Here is an 18,448-nt window from a genome sequence, read left to right on the forward strand (position 1 = left end):
GGTCGTCCTGTCCTCATTCAACCCGCCTTGGCCGTGTCGCGATAACCGGTTTCGGAGCCATAGCCGTAACCGTAACCGTAGTAACCGTAATAGCCGTCGGTACGGGCATAGCGCGCCTTGTTCAGCACCAGCATCTTGACCGGGCAGCCCTGTACCTTGGCCAGCGCCTGCTTCACCATCGCGTGCGTGGTGCGCCCGGCCTCGACCACCATCACCAGCTGGCCCATCGACTGCGCAAGCACCGGCGCCTCGGTCGTCACCATCAGCGGCGGCGAGTCGAAAATGATGATCCGGTCGGGATAGCGATGCGCCAGTTCGACCAGCAGCGAACGCATCGCACCGCTGGCCAGCAGTTCGGTGGCGTTCTTGTGCGGCATGCCGGCCGGCAGCAGCGTGAGTTTCTCGACGTTGGTACGGAGCAGGACGTCGGGCAGACCGACATCCTCGTCGAGCAGCACGTCCATCAGGCCCTTGGCCGGCGGCAGGCCGAGCAGGTTAAGGATGGAGGGGCGCGCCACGTCGGCATCGACCAGCAGGACACGGTTGTCCAGTTCCATCGCGATGCTCATCGCGAGGTTGATCGAATTGAAGCTCTTACCCTCACCCGGCACCGAACTGGTCACCATGATGAGGTTGCCGTTATCGACCGGCGCCGCGCCTTTGCCGTGGGCGTTGGCCAGAATGGGGCGCTTGATCACGCGGAATTCTTCGGCGATCTGTGAACGCGGTGCCGACGGCACGACCAGACCCATCCCGTCGAGCCGCGCCAGGTCGAGTTCGACGTAGCGGGATGAATCAATGGTGGCTCCGCCCGCCACCGGCACCGGCGCGGCGGCTTCGCCCGCCGGCGGCACCGCGGCGACAGGTACCGCCGCAGGCGCCGGCGCGGGAGCAGGCGCAGCCGCCGGCGGCGCCTCGGGCGCTGCAGCCGGTTCCTCGCCGATATCGACGCCCGCCCGCTTCAGATGGGCCATTCGTTCGATTGCTTGTTCGATGATGCTCATGATCTATCCTCAGGCGCTGCGCATCACGAGCGACACGAAAGCCAGCATCGCCACATAGGCGGCCACCAGCCCGCCAAGACCGCCGAAGAACACGACGCTGCGGCGACGCTCGTAACGCTTGCGCTCGTTCGCGAGCAGCATGGACACCGAACCCAGCACCGGTACGCCGGCCACTTCGGCCAGCATCCGACCGTCGTGGAATACCGGTCGCAGTTGTGATACGGCGAACGATGCCGCACCACCGACGACGATGGCCGCTGCCAGCACCACGGTCAGCAGGATGAGTCGGTTGGGCGCCGCCGGCTTGGGATCGACACGCGGCGGCTCGATCAGGCGGAATTCCGCCACGCCGGTCGCGTCCATCTCTTCCGAAATCGAGGCCGATTCGCGGCGCGACACCAGATTGTTGTAATTGGTCCGATGCACCTCGTAGTCGCGGTTGAGCTGGCTGAACTCCGCCTCCAGCTCCGGCACCAGTCGCGACGACTGCTTCAATGCGTCGAGACGCGTCTGATACTCCCCGACGCGCGCGCTCAGCGACGCGACCGAGGCCTCGGCCGATGCCAGTGCGACCTTGATCTGCTGATAGACCGGATTGGGCATCTGCGCGCCGCCGGCCACCGGCTTCGCCTCGGGCTTGGGCTCCGCCGGCTTGCCTCCCGCCTCCTTGGCCGCTTCGGCCGCGTGCTTCTCGATGATCTGCTTGCGCTCTTCCTCGAGGTTACGTATCCGTGCTCGCAGCTGGAGAATGTCCGGGTGCTTGTCGGTGTAGCGCTGCAGCAAGCCTTCGACCTCGTTCTTCATGCCGGAGATGCGCATGTCGATCTCGGCGGTTGACGGGCCACCCGGGCCGGACGGCGCGAAGGTCATCGCCGAGCTGTCGGCACTGATGGTCGGCTCCTCGCCCAGCAACTGGCGCTTCAGCGCGTCGCGCGAATTGGTCGCCTCGCGCAGGTCGAGCTGCGCCTGGTTGAGCTGAGCCTGCACCTCGCCAAGGCTGCCGAAGTAGTCCTTCTGCCCACCGCCCGGTCGTTCGAGGTTCTTGAGCTTGAACTCCTTCAGCCGGTTTTCCGCCTCCAGAAGCTTGGCCTCGTAGGCCTTGATCTGCTCCTCGATGAACTTGCGCGCCTGATCCGCATCCTGTCGCTTGCTGCCGAGGCCCGATTCGACGAACAGCGTCACCATGGCCTGCACCACCTTCTGAGCCCGCGCCGGCTTCTGATCGCGATAGGAAACGATGTAGAGGTTGTCGCGGCCGGAACTGGTGAGCTTCACGCTGGCGATCAGATCGTCGATCAGCTTTTCGCGCTCGGTCTTGGTCTTGGCCTCGAGATCGAGGTCAGCCATGCGGATCAGCTTCTCGATGTTCGGCCGGCTGATCAGCGTGCGGCTCAGCATGTTGATCTGCTGGTCGAGATTGGGCTGAACGGCCAGGCCGGACATCAGAGGACGCAGAATGGACTGGGTGTTGACATAGATCTTCGCCGACGCCTGGTACTGGTCCGGCAGCACGAGCACCACGCCCATGCCGATGATGCCGACCACCCAGGCGACCAGCAGACCTATCCAGCGATAGCCCCACGCCGACCTGAGATAGCCAGAAAACTGGCGCAGAAAATCATCCACAGCTACACGATCCTTCCGGCGGACGCCTCATGACTGAGCTGCTCAGAACCAGCTCTGCGGAATGATGAGAATGTCGCCCGGCTTGACGTTGACATTGGCCGTCACGTCGCCGCGACGGACCAGATCCTTGAGGCGCACGTTGTACTGCTTGTCGCCCTCGGAGGTGCGCAGGATGGTGGCCGCGTTGCCATCGGCGAATTCGGTGATGCCGCCAACCGCGATCATCACGTCGAGCAGCGTCATCTTCTGCTTGTAGGCCAGCGCCTGCGGCTTTGCCGCCTCGCCGATCACGCGGATCTGCTCGCTGTAGGGACCGATGCCGCCGGCCACGATGACCGTCACGATGGGGTCACGGATGTACTTCGACAACACCTGCTCGATCTCGCGCGCAAGCGTCGTGGGGTCGCGGCCGGCAGCCGGCAGATCCTCAAACAGGGTGCCGGTGATCTTGCCGTCCGGGCGGATGGTGACCGTGGACGAGATTTCGGGGTTGCGCCAGACGACGATGTTCACCGAGTCACCGGGACCCAGGATGTAGTTGTAGTCGTCGCTGTAAGCCTGGGTCGGCGCGGCCGGATAGGGCGACGACGAGCAGGCCGTGAAGGCAAGCGGCACGAGCAGCAGCGCAAGCACGCGCAGTGCGGACATCAGACGGTCAGAACTCAACATTGCATCCTCCACAGGACAGCAGCCAGACAAGCCGCGAATCATAGCCAACGCATCCGGACGCGCGCTCTAATGCGTCACGACCGGTCAGATGTTGTACCGCAACGCATCGACGATGGGCGTGCGCGAAACCTTGCGTGCCGGCAGCAAGGCCGCCACCACGGTCGCGCCCAATCCCACCGTGAAGGCCAGCAGCACGGTTTCGGGCAGCACACGTATCGACGCCGTGTACCCCACATTCGAGTTCGGCGGCGGCGGCATCGGAATGCCCACCTCGCTGATCGCCAGCGCAACGAGCACCCCCACCACCACGCCGATCGCCGCACCGGTCAGACCGAGCAGGGCATTTTCGGCGAGCACGAGCCGGAATACGTATCCTCGCGAATTTCCGAGCGCCATCAGCGTTCCGAATTCACCGACGCGCTCGAAGACACTCATGTTTACAGTATTGAAGACGCTCAGCAGCACCATGATCAGCACGATCCATTGCAGCACGCCGAACTGGGTACGGTAGAGCTCCACGGTCTTCGAATAGAAATCCGAAAGCTGTACCCAGTCGCGGATGTCGAACCCCAGCGACGCCAGCTTGGGTACCAGCAGATCCTTCACCCGCCAGGTGTCCGCCGTCCGGTGCAGCAGCAACACGATGGCGTTGGAGCCGTCACGCGCAACCAGATTTCGAGCCGCCGCGATGGGAATCCTTACGGCACGGGCGTCGAAATCTTTCGAAAAGCTCTGGAAAACCCCGACCACCGCAAATTCCGTCGTGTTCAATGCGCCGTCGGCCGTGTTCATGATGAGCGTGACGGTATCGCCCGGCGCCAGTGCCAGGGCCTTGGCGACGCCATCGCCGATCAGGATGCCGCCGGTGTCACTGTCGCGCAGCGCCCGGCCGGCGGTGATCCGGACGAAGGTGCCGAGCCGGTTTTCCTTGTCCGGCTCCACGCCCTCACCCATGACCGCCCAGTCCGCCTTGCCGTTGTTCAGCAGGCCGGTGAAATTGACGCGCTGCAGCACCGCATCCGCCTCCGGCATGCGGGCGGCAAACTCAGCGACCTTGTCGGCGTCGTCGATCATGAACTTCTCGGGCGAACGCGCACCCTGCTCGTAGAAGCCGCTGCGGAAGACCTGCACGTGACCGAGCTGGCTGTGAATGGTCGCTTCGCCCAGCTGCGTCAGCACATCGGCGACGAAGCCGCCACTCAGGATCAGTCCTGCCACACCGAAAATGATGGCGGCCAGCGTCATCGCGGTCCGCGATTTCTGCCGGAGGATGTTGCGAAGTGCGAGCTTGAACATGGCGGTCAGCGACTTTGCCGCAGTGCGTTGACGATATTCATGCGCGACGCTCGCCAGGCAGGGTAAAGGCTGGACACGAAGGCACTGACCACGGCAATCGCCAGTGCCTTGGCGACGATGCCGAAAGTCAGCCGGATCTCGCCGTCAAACCCCTGCTCCATGCCGGGCGGCGGCGGCAGCGGAATGCCGACCGCCGAGATCGCCAGCGCCAGCGCACAGCCGATGACCACCCCGAGCCCGCCGCCGACCAGACCGAGCATTACGCCCTCCGACATGAAGATGCGCCGTATGCGCGCCCGCGTCAGGCCCAGCGCCATGCAGGTACCGATCTCGCTGACGCGCTCCATCACGCTCATTGACAGCGTGTTGGAAATGCTGAGCACGATGATCATCAGGATGATGAACTGCACGACGTTGACCTGGCTGGCAAACAGATCGCGCGTCTTGTTGTAGAAGTCGGACAGGCGATACCAAGGCACCAGTTCGAAGTTCGCGGCCGGCAGCACCTTGCCCAGTTCGGCCAGCTTGGCGTCGGTCTTGTCCGTGTCGTCGAGCAGCACCAGCCATTGCTGCGCGCCATTCACCCGCACCAGTTGCTGCGCCAGCGCCAGCGGCATGCGCAACGCCGAATCATCGTATTCCTTGCTGACGGAGATGAAGATGCCGACGACCGGCGCCTCGACTGCATTGACGTTGCCGGCGGCGGTCGTCGTCATCAGCACCACGGTGTCGCCGACGGTGACGCCCAGATTGGCTGCCAGCCCCCGCCCCATGATCATTTCATTGACGCCGTCGGGCGAAAGGTTGCGCCCGCGCGATATCGTGACCGAACTCGACAGCACCGCCTCCGCCTTTGCCGAGACGCCCTGGCCGAGGAAGGCCAGCGTGTTGTCGCCCTTGCTGGCGAGGCCGTTGAAGCTGAGACGCGGCGCCACGACCTTGACGCCCGCACCCTGCTCGACCTTGCGCTGCGCCGCGTCCTCTCCGTCGATCACGAATCCGAAGGGATCGGAGGTGCCCCGTTCCACATACCCGGGTCGCACCACCTGGACGTGGCCCAGTTGCGACTTGATGGTGGATTCGCGCATTCCCTCCATCAACCACTCGATGAACCCGGCCGACAGGATCATCGCAATCACACCGAAGCTCACCGCGCCGATGGCAATCAGCGTGCGTCGCCCCTGGCGGAGCACGCTGCGCATCGCAAGCCAAAGGTCGAGCAGCCAAAACTTCATGCGAATTCAAGACTTCAGATGCTAAGGTATTGCCAGCATAACAGTTTTTACCTCACCATCCGATGTCCCGGAAGCATGCCCCGCAGCCAACGGACATACAAGGCGACGCCATGAGCTCTGCTTTCAATTACGACGAGGCCTTCAGCCGCAACCTCGGCTGGTTCACCGAGGCCGAACAGGCCCGACTTCGGCGCAGCACAGTCGCCATCGCCGGCCTCGGTGGTGTCGGCGGCGCGCATCTGCTGACGCTGGCCCGGCTCGGCATCGGACGATTCCGCATTGCCGATTTCGACACCTTCGGTGTACACAATTTCAACCGGCAGGTCGGGGCCATGATGAGCACGGTCGATCGGCCCAAGATCGAGGTGCTGGCCGAACAGGCGCGCGACATCAATCCGCAGGCGGACATAACCAGCTTCCCGGAAGGCGTGTCACCGGAGCAGCCGGACGCCTTCCTGCAAGGCTGCGATGTCTATGTAGACGGCCTCGATTTCTTCGCCTTCTCCGCTCGCAAGGCCACCTTCGCAGCCTGCCATCGCCTGGGCATCCCGGCGGTGACGGCAGCTCCGCTCGGGATGGGCACCGGATTGCTCGTGTTCTCGCCGCGCGGCATGAGTTTCGAGGACTACTTCCAACTGGAGGGCCACGACGAGACCGAACAGGCGCTGAGATTCCTGGTCGGCCTGGCCCCCGCCGGACTGCATCGCCCCTATCTGGTCGAGCCCTGGCGCATCGACCTCGCGGCGCGCAAAGGCCCGTCAACGATGATCGGGTGCAATCTGTGCGCCGGCGTCGCCGCGGCGGAAACGGTCAAGCTTCTGCTCGGCCGCGGCGAAGTCCGCGCGGCACCGTGGGCGTTGCAGTTCGACGCGTACCGCAACCGGATGGTGCGCACCTGGCGCCCGGGTGGAAACCGGCACCCGCTGCAGCGGCTCATTCTTGCACTCGGTCGGCGCCAGTTGCTGAAACAGATCAACGCCCGCTGAACACGCAGCTCACCGGAGAAACGAATGCGCACCGTAGACAAGATCCTCGACCTCGCGCGCTGGGCGCCAAGCGGCGACAACACCCAGATCTGGCGTTTCGAGGTGCTCGCCGACGATCACGTGCGGGTGCATGGTTTCGACACCCGACACTGGTGCGTCTATGACCTCGAAGGGCACGCCAGCCAGATCGCCGTCGGCGCGATGCTGGAAACATTGTCCATTGCAGCAACAGCCCACGGCCTTCGCGCCGATATCGCTCGCCGGCCGGATACGCCGGACACGCATCTGCAGTTCGACATCCGGCTGGTCGCCGACCCGTCAGTCGCACCCGACCCGCTGCTCCCGTGCATCACGACGCGCTCCGTGCAGCGCCGTGCAATGGGCAGCAGACCGCTGACAGAAGAGGAGCGGCAGGCGCTCGAAGCTGCGGTGTTTCCTTACCGCATCGTCTGGTTCGGAGCGTTCCGGGATCGCCTGCGCATCGCCAAGCTGAATTTCGACAGCGCGCAGATCCGCCTGACCATTCCGGAAGCCTTCCAGACCCATAGCCGCGTGATCGAGTGGGGCGCGCGTTTCAGCGAGGACCGCATCCCCGAGGCAGCCGTCGGCGTCAACCCGCTCACCGGCAAGCTGATGCGTTTCGTCATGGCAAGCTGGAGCCGCGTCGAATTCTTTAACAGGTGGCTCCTCGGCACTTTCGCACCGCGGCTGCAACTCGACCTGATTCCGGGCGTCGCGTGCTCTGCTCACGCCTTCATGATCGCGCCAACGCGCCCCGACCACATCGACGATCACGTCGCAACCGGCCGCGCCATGCAGCGACTCTGGCTGACGGTAGAAAAGCTGGGGCTCCAGTCACAGCCTGAGATGACGCCGCTCATCTTCAACCAGTACGCACGGGCCGGACAGCGATTCACGCAGAACGGCGACGCACTCGCCCGCGCCGACGATCTGGCACAAAGACTGGGCAGCCTGCTGCCGGGAGAGGACATAGGACGAGCGGTCTGGGCGTGCCGCATCGGTCGCAGCCGGAACATCCCCGGCCGCTCACTGCGTCTGCCCCTCGAAAGACTGCAGAACCACGAAGAGTCTTGAAACCAGAATGTCGGTGAACTTTACACGCGGCGACATAGCGCGTCCGCCAACCGCCGCAGCCACCCGAGACACAGATTTTTCTTGTTTATATTCAATAAACTAAAACACGTGAAGAAAACTGGCCCGCCGATTGCTTATAGCCAACCGTGGTTCTCCCAAGCCAACAAACGGAGTCAATGAAATGATCAAGTTCAAGCAAATTGCAGTTGCAGTGGCACTGGCAGGCACTTTCGCTGCCGCGCACGCTGCCCCGGTTTCGATCACCACGCCGAATGGCGTCGTGAGCGGCATCACCGCCTTCGACTGGGCGCCGTCCCCGGTTCTGGCGCAAGGCGGCAACCAAGCCTTCGTCAACTTCATCAACAACCCCGCAGGTGGCACCGTCGAAGGTCTGAACGGTGGCAAGGGCTACGGTTTCAACGTGTTCTCGCAAGGCCGTCTGGCCGTGCTGCAGGGTGGTACCGGTGCCGCCAGCAGCCTGTACAACGGTTCGGGCTCGACTGCCAACAAGTACGAAATCACCTTCGAACTGGCTTACCAGGAAGTCGTGACGACCGCCGTGTCCGTGCCGGGCGCCAACATCGCCGTGTTCGACTTCGCCAAGGTCCAGACCAACAACTACTTCCGCGTCTATGTGAAGGATCTGGATTCCGACGCCGCTGCCAACTACGCGGCCGGCACCGGCTTCAACACCGGCACGCTGGTGTTCGACGGCACGATCGCTCCGGGCAGTGCAGGTTCGGTGTCGAACTTCAACGCGAACACCGGCGCCCTGGGCACGGTCGGCAGCGATGGTCAGCCGCTCAACGGCACTTCGCCGCTGTCGGGCACCCCGTCGGTGACGGGTTCGGGCGCAACGCCTGAGTTCGACCTGCTGACCGTTCTGCCGAACTTCATCGACACGGATTTCTGGAATGAAGAGCTGATCTCCTTCCTGGTGACCAACATCAGCCAGAACCTGCCGTTCCAGTCGGTTGATCCGTCGGCCATCATCGCCGGTCAAGTGCCGAACATCGGCGCGGTGAACGGTGGCACGGTCTGCGGCCCGACGGGTTGCGTTGCAGCCGGCCCGGACATCATCTTCCAGACCGACTTCAACGGTCCGGTGCAGGGCATCCCCGAGCCGGGCACGCTGGCTCTGGCCGGTCTGGCACTCGGTGGTCTGGCTCTGGCCCGCCGCCGCAAGGCCTGATTCAGGTAGTCGAAGCAGCATGAAAAACGGGAGCGAAAGCTCCCGTTTTTCTTTTGTGCGTTCGAAAGCGTAGGTTCCGAACACGTTATTGCCCGGCCAGCCCTCTCTATGCCGATGCAACCAGCCCGTTCAGAATCGAGCGGGTATTGAAACTGGCGAAGTCCTGCTGGACCGCCTCGGCAGCACGCCTGAAGTCCGCAGCTTCATCTCCGATCATGCGCCTGAGTGCTGTCCGCAGCTGTTCGTAGCTCACGTTGCCCGCACGCAATGAAATCCCCGCCCCGGCATCGACTACACGCGACATGGTGAGGAACTGATCCATGTTCGAACACAAACCGATGACCGGCGTGCCGGTTGACAAGGCCTGATAGACCGTCGCACTTCCGCCATTGCAGATGACGAAATCGGCGCGCGCGGCGGCTTCCAGCCCCGGCAGATAGTCGGCAACGAAGCAGTGCGGTCCGGGCGAAGCCACGTCCGAGCGCCCCGCCGTCGCCGTCATTGCATTGACCTGCGCATCGGCCAGCGCGCGAAATACCTCTGGCAGCAGATCGACCCGTCCGGTGGAACCCAACGTGACGTAGGCAAGAGGCCCGGACGGCATCGAGGCCCACCAGTCCGGCAACGGCATCGAGGGCGACCAGATGATGGGCCCGATGAAATGATGGTTGGAAGGACAGTCCGGACGCACCGGCACCAGGCTCGGCGTGTCGGCGTACAGCGTCAGATCACCGTCGGTGTAGGCATGGCGCACATCGGGAAAGCCGCTCAGGCCATGCTTTTTGCGTACCGCGTTGAGCGGCCCTGCGTGTAGACGGAAGGCGAGCGGCTGCGCCAGCCGGAAGATCGGCTCTGCCAGCGTGGGCCCGAGCACCCGGGTCAGGGTGATGTCCGGCAAGGGGAACCGTGAATGCGCCGACCACGGACTCCAGTGCGCGTTGCACAGCGCGAAGTATGGGATGCCGACAAGCCGCGCAGAAACGCTCAGCGACAGACGGAAATCGCCGATCACCACGTCGGGACGTTCGCGCTGCAGCAACGCGATGTCGGCCTCGACATAGCGCTCGAGCTCGGCACGGGTGTACAGCGGCGCACCGGCCGCAAGGCGATCGAGAAAAAGCTTGGCCGGAATGCTCTCCAGCCCGAGCCGGCGAAGATCCGTTCCGCGGAAGCACAGATCGAAGGCCGGCGCGGACGCGACCGACACCTCATGATGCGCCGCCAGGCCCGATGCCAGCACGACCGGCCGGGCGACATGCGCGAGAGATACTGCCTCCGCCACGAACAAAACGCGGCGGCAGGTTGACATCAGGCGCCCCCTGCGCGACCGAACAGGCCGAAGCGCGTCAGTTCGGCGACGGTCTGCTGATAGCGATCCTCCGAGGGCTGCCCGCCCGCCCAAGCGGCGAATTCGGCCATACCCCGGTCTAGCGAACACGCCGGCTCAAAACCGAGCACTGCGCGCGAGTGCGCCAGATCGGCAACGCATCCGAAGATGTCGCCGACACGGAATTCCCCTTTGTCCTCCATCGTCACCGGTTTGCCCACCGCTCGCGCCAGCGCGTTGGCGATGTCGGCGATCGTGCTCGCCTCGCCGGCGCCGACATTGAAGACGGAGCCCGGCGCCACGTCGGCAACCAGCGCACGCATGTTCGCCGCAACGACGTCGGACACATGCACGAAATCGCGGACAGGCAAGCCGCCCTCGTACACCGAGATCGGCTGACCGGCGCAGATGCGCGAATAGAAGATCGATACCACGCCGGTGTAGGGATTCTTCAGCGACTGACGCGAGCCGAAAACGTTGAAGTAACGCAGCACGACCGCAGGAATACCGAAGGTGTTCGCCGCGTAGCGAACGTAATCCTCCTGATGCTTCTTGGTGATCGCATAGACCGAGAACGGCTCGGACACCTTGTCTTCCGGCGTCGGCACCGCGTCGAGATCACCGCCGCAAACCGGGCAGGGCATCGCGAACTTGCCGGCCTGCAGGCGTTCTCGCGAGCGAGCGCCCGGAAACTGGGCGCCATGCTCACGGCAGACATAGGCTCCCTCGCCGTAGATCGCACGCGACGATGACAGCACCAGCCGCTTTAGCACATAACCACCCTTGACGACGCCTTCGATCAGGGTGGTCGTGCCCAGACCATTGACCCGCGCGTAATGGGTCATGTCGTACATGCTCTGGCCGACGCCAGTCAGCGCAGCGAAGTGGTAGACCGCGTCGATGCCGTCCAGCGCGCGCGCGACGTCGTCGGCATTGCAGACGTCACCGACCTGCAGCTCCACCTCGGGCGCGAGATAGGCCGGCCGCTGGCGGCTTTCGCCATGAATCTGCGGGTCAAGAATGTCCAGCGCACGCACGCTGTGGCCGGCGGCCAGCAGCGCGTCCGCCGTATGTGAGCCGATGAAGCCGGCACCGCCCGTGATCAGCACTCGCATGTGGCACCTCCGCCCGAATCAGAAGGAGTAGCGCAGCTCGCCGTAGTAGCGGTCCGAGTTGCCGAAACGCCCGAAATAGCCATTTGAATTGCCGCCGAACAGATCCGCACCGAACTGCGCGCGCCAGTTCGACTGCACGCGCCAGATCAGCTTGGGGCGGAACATGTAGTCGTTGCGTACCAGCGACTGCACCCACAGCAGCTCGCCCTCGAGCCGCTCGTCGAACTTGTGGTTGTACAGCACCGCCATGCCGTTCTCGCGCCGGTTCGCCAGCAGGTCGGGCGCCTTGTCCATGTGGGCACGCTCGAAGTACTGGAGATTGAGCCGCGACTCGGACATGAAGGGAATGTCGATGCCGATCGCGTAATCGACCATGTCCTGACGGACCAGTCCGTCGGGCCGCGCCGACAGCGGCGACACCGGAAGGTAGCGATCGTAAGTCAGCACTGCTTCGGCCTTCAGCAGGAAGCTGCCGAAATCCTTGGTCAGCGTTGCACCATACTGATGAATCCAGTCGTGTCGCGGCGTGTAGACCACCGCGGTCGGGGTGACGAATCGACGACTGAAGGTCGGATTCACATCCAGGCTGCGGTAGTAGAAGGCGGCCAGATCCCAGCCCTGTACCAGCGTACCGACTCGCAGGCCGTAATTCGAGTTGCTGAGCTTGCGGTCCGGCCGGACCTGCGCGTCGTAGGTCGCGCTGATGCCCGACAGGTCAGGTTGCGTCAGGTAGAAATCGCCGCCAAAGCGGCCGATGTTGTTGACGCTCACGTAGGGCACCCAGATCAGCTCGGCGCGCCAGTCGTTCTTGAAGTACTCGGCGCGTGCCGCCCACTGCGGGATGCGCTGCTGGTCGAATTCCTGCGTGAAGAATTCGCGCATGTCGCGCGCCGACACGACGTCGGCGAAGAACAGGCCGACCATTTCGCCCCACACGATGTGCTGGCGACCGAGGCGCAGTTCGACATCGCCCACCGGCATGTCGAGATAAACCTCGCGCCATGCGAACTCGCTGCGTCGGTCGTCGCGTACGGCTGCCGGGTAGAAGTCGCTCTCCCAACCGTAGGCGAAGTCGTAATCGACGCGGCCCACGGCTTTCCACTTGATGCCCTGACCGAAACTGCCGCTGCGGCCGAGCTCGTTGCGCCAGCGCGCCTTCGACCAGTGGCTGTTACCAGCCACCGTGCGCGCCAGTTCGAACTGGCTGAAGCCGCGCCAGCCCGACATAGACGAGCCCTGTTCATCGGCCTTCGGTTTGCCCTGCGCATCACCGGCGGCTTCGGGCGCCGGTTCGACGAACAGGTCGTCGAGCGCGTCGGCCGCCGGCGCGGCCCGGGCGCCGAGCAGCAGTGCCAGCGTCAGCGCCGCCAAGGGCAGGCGGCGCAAGGCGGAAAGTGAATCGAAGTGCGTCATGAAGCAGCCTGCAGAGTGGCGGATTTTGGAGGTTTGACGTAGGACCATTCGCCCGGTGATTTCTGTACGCCGAGCGCGGTCAGTTCGCCGTCCTCGATGCGCACAAGGCGGTCGGCCATCGACATCACGCGCTTGTCGTGCGTCGAGAAGATGAAGGTGGTTTTCATCGTGCGGTTGATCTCGCGCATCAGCTCGAGTATCGAATCGCCGGTCTTGCGGTCGAGGTTGGCGGTCGGTTCGTCGGCCAGCACGATGGCCGGCTGTACCGCCAGCGCGCGGGCGATCGCCACACGCTGACGCTGTCCACCTGACAGCTGGTTCGGTCGATGATGCATCTTCGGACCAAGGCCGACGATGTCGAGAAAGTACTTCACCCGCTTCGCCCGCTCGTCCTTGCTGACCTCGGGCAACTGCAGCAGCGGATACTCGACGTTCTCGTAAGCCGACAGGACCGGCAGCAGATTGAAGGTCTGGAAGATGAAACCGATGGTGCGCGCGCGCAGACTGGCCAGTTGGTCCGGCGTCTGCCCCGACACGTCCTGACCGTTGATCAGGATCTGCCCCGAAGTCGGTGTATCGATGCAACCGATCAGGTTCAGCAGGGTTGACTTGCCACTGCCGGAGGGCCCGGCAATGGCAATGAACACGCCGTCCTCGATATCCAGCGTGATATTCTTCAACGCATTGACCTGCTGTCCGCCGAGCATGTAGCTGCGGCTCACATTCCGGATCTGGACGACGTTGTTCATCAGGAAGCCCGGTTCAGAAGACGGGTCATGCGCCCGGTGCTGGAGACAAAAAAATGAATGTTCCGAACACCTCGCTCGGCATGCGCGAAGCCACCACCACCGGCCCATCGTCGCACCGGCGCAAGACGTTCGCGCGGATCCTTGCAACTGTTGCAGCTCTTGCGGCACCGTTCTGCATCGCGCCGTCCGCCTTTGCCCAAGATGCCGCGAGTATACTTGAAAAGGCCGACACCATCCGCTTCCCACGGGAGCCCTTCCAGGTCGAGGTCAGCGTCACCTCGACCACGTCCAGCGGCGAAGAATTCCGCAAGTACCGCATTCTGTCCAAGGGTAACGAGAACACCATCGTGCAGACGGTCGAGCCGGCTTCCGAGCGCGGCCAGATCCTGCTGATGAAGGCGCGCGACCTGTGGGTGTTCCTACCCACCGTGTCGCAACCGGTGCGGCTGTCGCTGGCGCAGCGCCTGACCGGCCAGGTCGCCAACGGTGACCTGGCGCGCGCCAATTTCTCTGGCGACTACACCCCGAAGCTGCTGCGTACCGAAAAAGTGGACGGCAACGATCATCACGTACTCGAACTGACGGCGGTCGATCGCGGCGTCACCTACTCGCGCGTGCTGCTCTGGGTGCGCACATCGAATAACGCGCCGCACAAGGCCGAGTTCTACTCCCTGTCAGACAAGCTGCTGAAAACCTGTGTCTATGATGAATACAAGACGCTGGGCGGCAAACTCCGCCCGACCCGTCTGGTCATGCAGGACGCACTGAAACAGGGCGAGCAATCGACGCTCGAGTACGCATCGATGCAATTGCGCGACATACCCGACAAGGTGTTCGACAAGGAATACCTGAAGAAACTACAGTAAGGTCAGCAGGCCACGCACGCGGGATGCACCCGCGGCGTCATACACGGTCGGACAACATCATGTTTCTGCTTGAAGTCGGAAACCTCAAGGAAAACTTCGCCAAGTACTTCGCGGTGGAAGCCGCGGTCGATGAGGCGATGAAGCACGAGGTCTATCGCGTCCGGCACGAGGTGTATTGCCAGGAACTTGGCTACGAAGCCACCAACCCCGACCATGAGGAAACCGACGGTTTCGACGCGCACGCGCTGCAGATCGCGTTGCGCGCGCAGACAAGCGGTCGCATCGTTGGCTGTGTGCGGCTGGTGCAGCCGGATCCGGACGACCTCGCGAAACCGCTCCCTTTCGAACACCTGTGCGAGACGGCAATCGACCGGAGCATCATCGACCCGGTTCGCATCGACCGTCGGCGCATGGTGGAGATCTCACGCCTCGCGGTGCTGTCGGATTACCGCAAACGTAAGGGCGACAGCGGCGGTCCGATCGCCATTTCGGAAGAGGACATGGGAACGCGGGATCAGCCCCGCTTCCCCTACATTCCGGTCGGTCTTTACCTCGGCCTGCTTGCCGCTGCGGAGTTGCACGACGTCGAACATCTTTTCACGCTGACCGAGGCGCGACTCGCCCGCCATCTGACAGCGCTGGGCTTCCGCATCCACCTGATCGGCCAGGCGGTGGAGCACCGCGGAAAGCGCGTGCCGTCGGTCATCTACCGCAAGGAACTGATGGCACATCTGCCGCCGTTCATGCAGCCGCTGTACGACCAGTTGCTCGAGGAGATGCGAGGGAAGTACTTTGCGCGGAACGCCGCGTGAGCGGGTGACGGGTTTGGAGGGAGAAAAACAAAAAGGGCCGCGAGGCCCTTTTTGTTTGCGCGCAGAGTACGCGCCTTGAATTCTGGTGGCCAAGGGCGGAATCGAACCACCGACACGCGGATTTTCAATCCGCTGCTCTACCAACTGAGCTACTTGGCCAAAGAGCCAGCGATATTAGTATCTGATCGCGTTTCTGTCAAAGGTTTTGCGTCGATCATTGCGCGCGCAGCATCGTTTCGGCCACCAGCGATATCTTGGCGATGATGAGCACCAGTTCGACCAGCAACAAGCCGAGGAAGGCGACGAAAGGGAGGTGGCGGTCAGGCACGAAGCGCGGCGTGATGAAACGGAACAGACGGAAAACGCGCGCACCGACCTGATTGAATGCGCCGTAGATCAGATTGCCGTGACGACGGCTGCCTGCGAGCAGGTAAAGCGCCGCCTGACCGAACAGCGTCAGAAGCACGATTTCGTTGAGCCCCTTGAGGACGACGACCGCGCGCAGCCCGATATCCAGCGTGTCCATGCCCGCCCTCAGACAGGCCACGGCAGCGCCGCGGCCTCGTTCGGTACCTGCTCCACCACGCGCGGAAAGGACACGCGCACGATCAGTCCGCCATTGCCGGGCGCATCGAGCAGTTCGACCTCGGCGCGGTGCAGTTCCGCGATTTCGCGCACGATGGGCAGGCCAAGTCCGGAGCCTTCGACCTGGGTGCCGAGCACACGATAGAAGCGCTCGAACACGCGCTGCCTGTCCTCGACCGGAATGCCGGGCCCGGTATCCTCGATTTCCAGGATGGCGCGGATGTCCGCTTTCAAGCGCACGGTCACGATGCCGCCGTAGGACGTGTACTTGATCGCGTTGTCGATCAGGTTCTTGAACATTTCGCCGAGTAGCACCGGATTGGCATCGACATGCAGCGCGACGTGCGCCCGTTCGAAGCCGAGGTCGATATGACGCCTGCGCGCCGCCGGCACCCAGTCTGCGATCAGCGATTCGAGCAGCGCGTTCAGTTCCACCCGCTCGATCGCATGCACCTTCTCCGTGCTCGCTTCGGCGCGCGCCAGCGCGAGGAGCTGATTGATCAGGTGCCCCGCGCCGGTGGCGCTGACCAGTATCTGCTCCATGCAGGCACGGATCTGTGCCGGATCGTTCTCGAGCAGCGCCAGTTCGGCCTGACTCTTGAGCCCGGTCAGCGGCGTGCGCATCTGGTGCGCGGCGTCGGCGATGAAGCGCTGCTGTGCGGCGAGGTTCAGTTCGAGCCGCAACATCATGTCGTTCAGCGCATTGATCAGCGGGCGCAGTTCTTCCGGTACGCGACGCACGTCGATCGGTGACAGATCGGTCGGCCGCCGCTTCTCGATCACCGCCTGCAGCCGCTTCAATGGCCACAGCCCGCGGCCGAGGCCGAAATAGACCAGCACGACGGCGATCGGAATGATGACGAACTGCGGCAGCAGCACACCGGACAGGATGCGCGAGGTCAGTGCCTCGCGCTTGTTCAGCGTCTCGGCCACCTGCACCGTTACGTAGGAACCGGGAATGGTGGTGACCGGCTGGAACATGTAGGCGATCCGCACGTCCTCGTTGTTTACGCGGCCGCCACGGAAATAGAGCTCACCCGGCTTCCAAGTCTTGTCGTCCGGCACATCCGGCACTTCGCTGTCACCGGCCAGCAGTTCGCCGGCACCGCCGAGCACCTGGTAGTAGATGATGTCCTCGCCGTCGATGTGGAACAGGTCGCGCATCTGCGGCGGCTTGACGAAGATGGCGCCGACCGGCGTGAAGCGCACCTGCCGGCTCAGCTCGTAGACGCTGTCTCCGAGCACTTTGTCATAGGGGGCATGCGCGATGTCGTCCGCCACGTTGTGGATGATGGCGATACTGATCGGCCACACGAACATCAACGGCGCGAGCATCCAGTCGAGGATTTCGCCGAACAGCGAGTTGTACTCGCCGGTCTTTTCGCTGGACTTGGGGCGGCGAGTCTTCAGCTTTTCACGCGACGGCATCCGGTCTTTCCAGGCAGTAGCCCAGGCCGCGCAGGGTCACGATGCGCAGGCCGCTGTGCTCGATCTTCTTGCGCAGCCGATGCACATAGACTTCGATCGCGTTATTGCTCACTTCTTCGCCCCAGCCGCACAGATGGTTGACCAGCTGTTCCTTGTTGACCAGCCGGCCGGCGCGCAGCAGAAGCACCTCCAGCAATGCAGTCTCGCGCGCCGACAGTTCGATCGCCTGGCCATTGACGCTGGCCACGTGGTCGGTCTGATCGTAGGCGAGGCTGCCGATCTCGATGCGGGTGGGCATGCCGGTGCCGCGCCGTGTCAGCGCACGCACGCGCGCCTCCAGCTCGGGCAATGCGAAAGGTTTGCACATGTAGTCATCGGCGCCGGCATCGAGCCCGCGCACGCGGTCGTCGATGCCGTCCTGCGCGGTCAGTATCAGCACCGGTGTCGTGCACTTGCGCGCGCGCATGCGCTTGATCACCTCGATGCCGGACAGCTTGGGCAGACCGATGTCGATGATGGCCAGATCGAAGCCCTGTCCATGCAGCGCCGCGTCGGCCTCACCACCGGTGGCCACGCTGTCCACCGCGTAACCGGCGCGCCGCAGCGCGCGAACCACGGCATCGGAAATGACCGGATCGTCCTCGGCAAGCAGGATATGCATAGCAAATCAGCCTTGCGGCCGCCTCCTCCATGAACGTCTTCTGCGTTCGCATTCGGGTTTGGGGTTTGAATAACCCCACCGGACATCAGTGTAAGGGAGATGTAAGCGCTCAAGAATAGTCTGCGCAGCGCTGTTCTTCTTTTGGTCCTCGGGGGCAAACCGGTCAGTCCGGCACGCCCCGGGGAGCACCCTTCCCCTGCACGGGGTGCTCCCCACCCATTTTTCGGGCATCCGTCCGAATCCGTTCCCCCAATCTCGATCGTTCTCGTTGCGCCGTCGCACATGGGTCGCGACTGCAGCCCGTGAACGAAAAAAAGCCCGCACCGAAGTGCGGGCTTTCCGTGGTCTGACAGACCGGGCCCGGTCGCCTCACGGCGACCGGAGCGGAC

General features: G+C 63.6%; 17 protein-coding genes and 1 tRNA gene. 5 read left to right on the forward strand and 13 right to left on the reverse strand.

The genetic code is table 11. From position 1 onward, the window contains the following. Nucleotides 1-17 precede the first annotated feature (17 nt). The 5 genes from ACQ66H_RS18125 to ACQ66H_RS18145 all read right to left on the reverse strand — a co-directional run bounded on the left by ACQ66H_RS18125 (nt 18) and on the right by ACQ66H_RS18145 (nt 5,830). A complete protein-coding gene (locus tag ACQ66H_RS18125) occupies nt 18-1,004 on the reverse strand; it encodes an XrtA-associated tyrosine autokinase (RefSeq protein ID WP_430435178.1) in 987 nt (328 codons plus the stop codon). A gap of 9 nt (nt 1,005-1,013) precedes the next feature. After that, complete coding sequence (locus ACQ66H_RS18130; RefSeq protein ID WP_430435179.1) at nt 1,014-2,630, reverse strand: XrtA system polysaccharide chain length determinant; 1,617 nt, start codon at nt 2,628-2,630, stop codon at nt 1,014-1,016. 42 nt (nt 2,631-2,672) lie between these two features. After that, complete coding sequence (locus tag ACQ66H_RS18135; protein WP_430435180.1) at nt 2,673-3,299, reverse strand: XrtA/PEP-CTERM system exopolysaccharide export protein; 627 nt, start codon at nt 3,297-3,299, stop codon at nt 2,673-2,675. An 84-nt stretch (nt 3,300-3,383) separates the two neighbouring features. Next, nucleotides 3,384-4,595, reverse strand: coding sequence for an ABC transporter permease (locus ACQ66H_RS18140; protein WP_304005855.1), 1,212 nt, complete (start codon nt 4,593-4,595; stop codon nt 3,384-3,386). A 5-nt stretch (nt 4,596-4,600) separates the two neighbouring features. Continuing rightward, entirely contained in the window at nt 4,601-5,830 is a 1,230-nt protein-coding gene (locus ACQ66H_RS18145) for an ABC transporter permease (protein WP_430435181.1), read from the reverse strand. A 110-nt stretch (nt 5,831-5,940) separates the two neighbouring features. Between ACQ66H_RS18145 and ACQ66H_RS18150 the strand changes: the two genes are divergently transcribed. From ACQ66H_RS18150 to ACQ66H_RS18160, 3 genes are all read left to right on the forward strand, one after another. After that, the gene (locus tag ACQ66H_RS18150; protein ID WP_430435182.1) at nt 5,941-6,816 is read left to right on the forward strand and encodes a ThiF family adenylyltransferase; all 876 of its coding nucleotides are present in this window, start codon (nt 5,941-5,943) and stop codon (nt 6,814-6,816) included. Between the two features lie 24 nt (nt 6,817-6,840). Beyond that, nucleotides 6,841-7,911 carry a molybdopterin biosynthesis protein MoeY gene (locus ACQ66H_RS18155; protein WP_430435183.1) on the forward strand — a complete coding sequence of 357 codons (1,071 nt, stop codon included), beginning with the start codon at nt 6,841-6,843 and terminating at the stop codon, nt 7,909-7,911. Between the two features lie 181 nt (nt 7,912-8,092). Further along, nucleotides 8,093-9,103 carry a PEP-CTERM sorting domain-containing protein gene (locus tag ACQ66H_RS18160; protein WP_430435184.1) on the forward strand — a complete coding sequence of 337 codons (1,011 nt, stop codon included), beginning with the start codon at nt 8,093-8,095 and terminating at the stop codon, nt 9,101-9,103. Nucleotides 9,104-9,209: 106 nt separating this feature from the next. Here ACQ66H_RS18160 and ACQ66H_RS18165 read toward each other — a convergent pair whose 3' ends face one another. Genes ACQ66H_RS18165 through ACQ66H_RS18180 form a run of 4 tightly spaced genes read right to left on the reverse strand, consistent with a single transcriptional unit; the run spans nt 9,210 to nt 13,707 of the window. After that, nucleotides 9,210-10,412 (reverse strand): glycosyltransferase, encoded by a 1,203-nt coding sequence (locus ACQ66H_RS18165; RefSeq protein WP_430435185.1) that lies wholly within the window; start codon nt 10,410-10,412, stop codon nt 9,210-9,212. Further along, the gene (locus tag ACQ66H_RS18170; RefSeq protein WP_430435186.1) at nt 10,412-11,545 is read right to left on the reverse strand and encodes an NAD-dependent epimerase/dehydratase family protein; all 1,134 of its coding nucleotides are present in this window, start codon (nt 11,543-11,545) and stop codon (nt 10,412-10,414) included. Before ACQ66H_RS18170 ends, ACQ66H_RS18165 begins: the two co-directional genes overlap by 1 nt. 18 nt (nt 11,546-11,563) lie before the next feature. After that, nucleotides 11,564-12,958 (reverse strand): DUF1302 family protein, encoded by a 1,395-nt coding sequence (locus ACQ66H_RS18175; RefSeq protein WP_430435187.1) that lies wholly within the window; start codon nt 12,956-12,958, stop codon nt 11,564-11,566. Beyond that, nucleotides 12,955-13,707 carry an ABC transporter ATP-binding protein gene (locus tag ACQ66H_RS18180; RefSeq protein WP_430435188.1) on the reverse strand — a complete coding sequence of 251 codons (753 nt, stop codon included), beginning with the start codon at nt 13,705-13,707 and terminating at the stop codon, nt 12,955-12,957. Before ACQ66H_RS18180 ends, ACQ66H_RS18175 begins: the two co-directional genes overlap by 4 nt. A 53-nt stretch (nt 13,708-13,760) precedes the next feature. On the opposite strand from ACQ66H_RS18180, the gene ACQ66H_RS18185 reads away from it, so the two are divergent. Beyond that, a complete protein-coding gene (locus tag ACQ66H_RS18185) occupies nt 13,761-14,573 on the forward strand; it encodes an outer membrane lipoprotein-sorting protein (RefSeq protein ID WP_430435189.1) in 813 nt (270 codons plus the stop codon). 59 nt (nt 14,574-14,632) lie between these two features. Next, on the forward strand, nt 14,633-15,385 hold the full coding sequence (locus tag ACQ66H_RS18190; RefSeq protein WP_430435190.1) for a PEP-CTERM/exosortase system-associated acyltransferase: 753 nt from the start codon (nt 14,633-14,635) through the stop codon (nt 15,383-15,385). Nucleotides 15,386-15,468: 83 nt separating this feature from the next. Here the strand turns inward: ACQ66H_RS18190 and ACQ66H_RS18195 are convergent. The 4 genes from ACQ66H_RS18195 to ACQ66H_RS18210 form a co-directional block, all read right to left on the reverse strand. Next, nucleotides 15,469-15,544: transfer RNA gene (locus ACQ66H_RS18195), tRNA-Phe, on the reverse strand. Between the two features lie 55 nt (nt 15,545-15,599). Further along, a complete protein-coding gene (locus ACQ66H_RS18200; protein ID WP_430435191.1) occupies nt 15,600-15,911 on the reverse strand; it encodes a hypothetical protein in 312 nt (103 codons plus the stop codon). Nucleotides 15,912-15,919: 8 nt separating this feature from the next. Then, complete coding sequence (locus ACQ66H_RS18205; RefSeq protein ID WP_430435192.1) at nt 15,920-17,398, reverse strand: sensor histidine kinase N-terminal domain-containing protein; 1,479 nt, start codon at nt 17,396-17,398, stop codon at nt 15,920-15,922. After that, on the reverse strand, nt 17,385-18,059 hold the full coding sequence (locus ACQ66H_RS18210) for a response regulator (protein ID WP_430435193.1): 675 nt from the start codon (nt 18,057-18,059) through the stop codon (nt 17,385-17,387). The genes ACQ66H_RS18205 and ACQ66H_RS18210 overlap by 14 nt, the downstream gene beginning before the upstream one ends. Between the last annotated feature and the right edge of the window lie 389 nt (nt 18,060-18,448).

It is taken from the genome of Methyloversatilis sp., assembly GCF_965284615.1.
GTDB lineage: Bacteria > Pseudomonadota > Gammaproteobacteria > Burkholderiales > Rhodocyclaceae > Methyloversatilis.

Excerpts from the sequence above, each read along its gene's own strand:
- ACQ66H_RS18125 (WP_430435178.1), bottom strand. The coding sequence starts at position 1,004 with ATGAGCATCATCGAACAAGCAATCGAACGAATGGCCCATCTGAAGCGG.
- ACQ66H_RS18135 (WP_430435180.1), bottom strand. The coding sequence starts at position 3,299 with ATGTTGAGTTCTGACCGTCTGATGTCCGCACTGCGCGTGCTTGCGCTG.
- ACQ66H_RS18140 (WP_304005855.1), bottom strand. The coding sequence starts at position 4,595 with ATGTTCAAGCTCGCACTTCGCAACATCCTCCGGCAGAAATCGCGGACC.
- ACQ66H_RS18145 (WP_430435181.1), bottom strand. The coding sequence starts at position 5,830 with ATGAAGTTTTGGCTGCTCGACCTTTGGCTTGCGATGCGCAGCGTGCTC.
- ACQ66H_RS18150 (WP_430435182.1), top strand. The coding sequence starts at position 5,941 with ATGAGCTCTGCTTTCAATTACGACGAGGCCTTCAGCCGCAACCTCGGC.
- ACQ66H_RS18155 (WP_430435183.1), top strand. The coding sequence starts at position 6,841 with ATGCGCACCGTAGACAAGATCCTCGACCTCGCGCGCTGGGCGCCAAGC.
- ACQ66H_RS18160 (WP_430435184.1), top strand. The coding sequence starts at position 8,093 with ATGATCAAGTTCAAGCAAATTGCAGTTGCAGTGGCACTGGCAGGCACT.
- ACQ66H_RS18165 (WP_430435185.1), bottom strand. The coding sequence starts at position 10,412 with ATGTCAACCTGCCGCCGCGTTTTGTTCGTGGCGGAGGCAGTATCTCTC.
- ACQ66H_RS18170 (WP_430435186.1), bottom strand. The coding sequence starts at position 11,545 with ATGCGAGTGCTGATCACGGGCGGTGCCGGCTTCATCGGCTCACATACG.
- ACQ66H_RS18175 (WP_430435187.1), bottom strand. The coding sequence starts at position 12,958 with ATGACGCACTTCGATTCACTTTCCGCCTTGCGCCGCCTGCCCTTGGCG.
- ACQ66H_RS18180 (WP_430435188.1), bottom strand. The coding sequence starts at position 13,707 with ATGAACAACGTCGTCCAGATCCGGAATGTGAGCCGCAGCTACATGCTC.
- ACQ66H_RS18185 (WP_430435189.1), top strand. The coding sequence starts at position 13,761 with ATGAATGTTCCGAACACCTCGCTCGGCATGCGCGAAGCCACCACCACC.
- ACQ66H_RS18190 (WP_430435190.1), top strand. The coding sequence starts at position 14,633 with ATGTTTCTGCTTGAAGTCGGAAACCTCAAGGAAAACTTCGCCAAGTAC.
- ACQ66H_RS18200 (WP_430435191.1), bottom strand. The coding sequence starts at position 15,911 with ATGGACACGCTGGATATCGGGCTGCGCGCGGTCGTCGTCCTCAAGGGG.
- ACQ66H_RS18205 (WP_430435192.1), bottom strand. The coding sequence starts at position 17,398 with ATGCCGTCGCGTGAAAAGCTGAAGACTCGCCGCCCCAAGTCCAGCGAA.
- ACQ66H_RS18210 (WP_430435193.1), bottom strand. The coding sequence starts at position 18,059 with ATGCATATCCTGCTTGCCGAGGACGATCCGGTCATTTCCGATGCCGTG.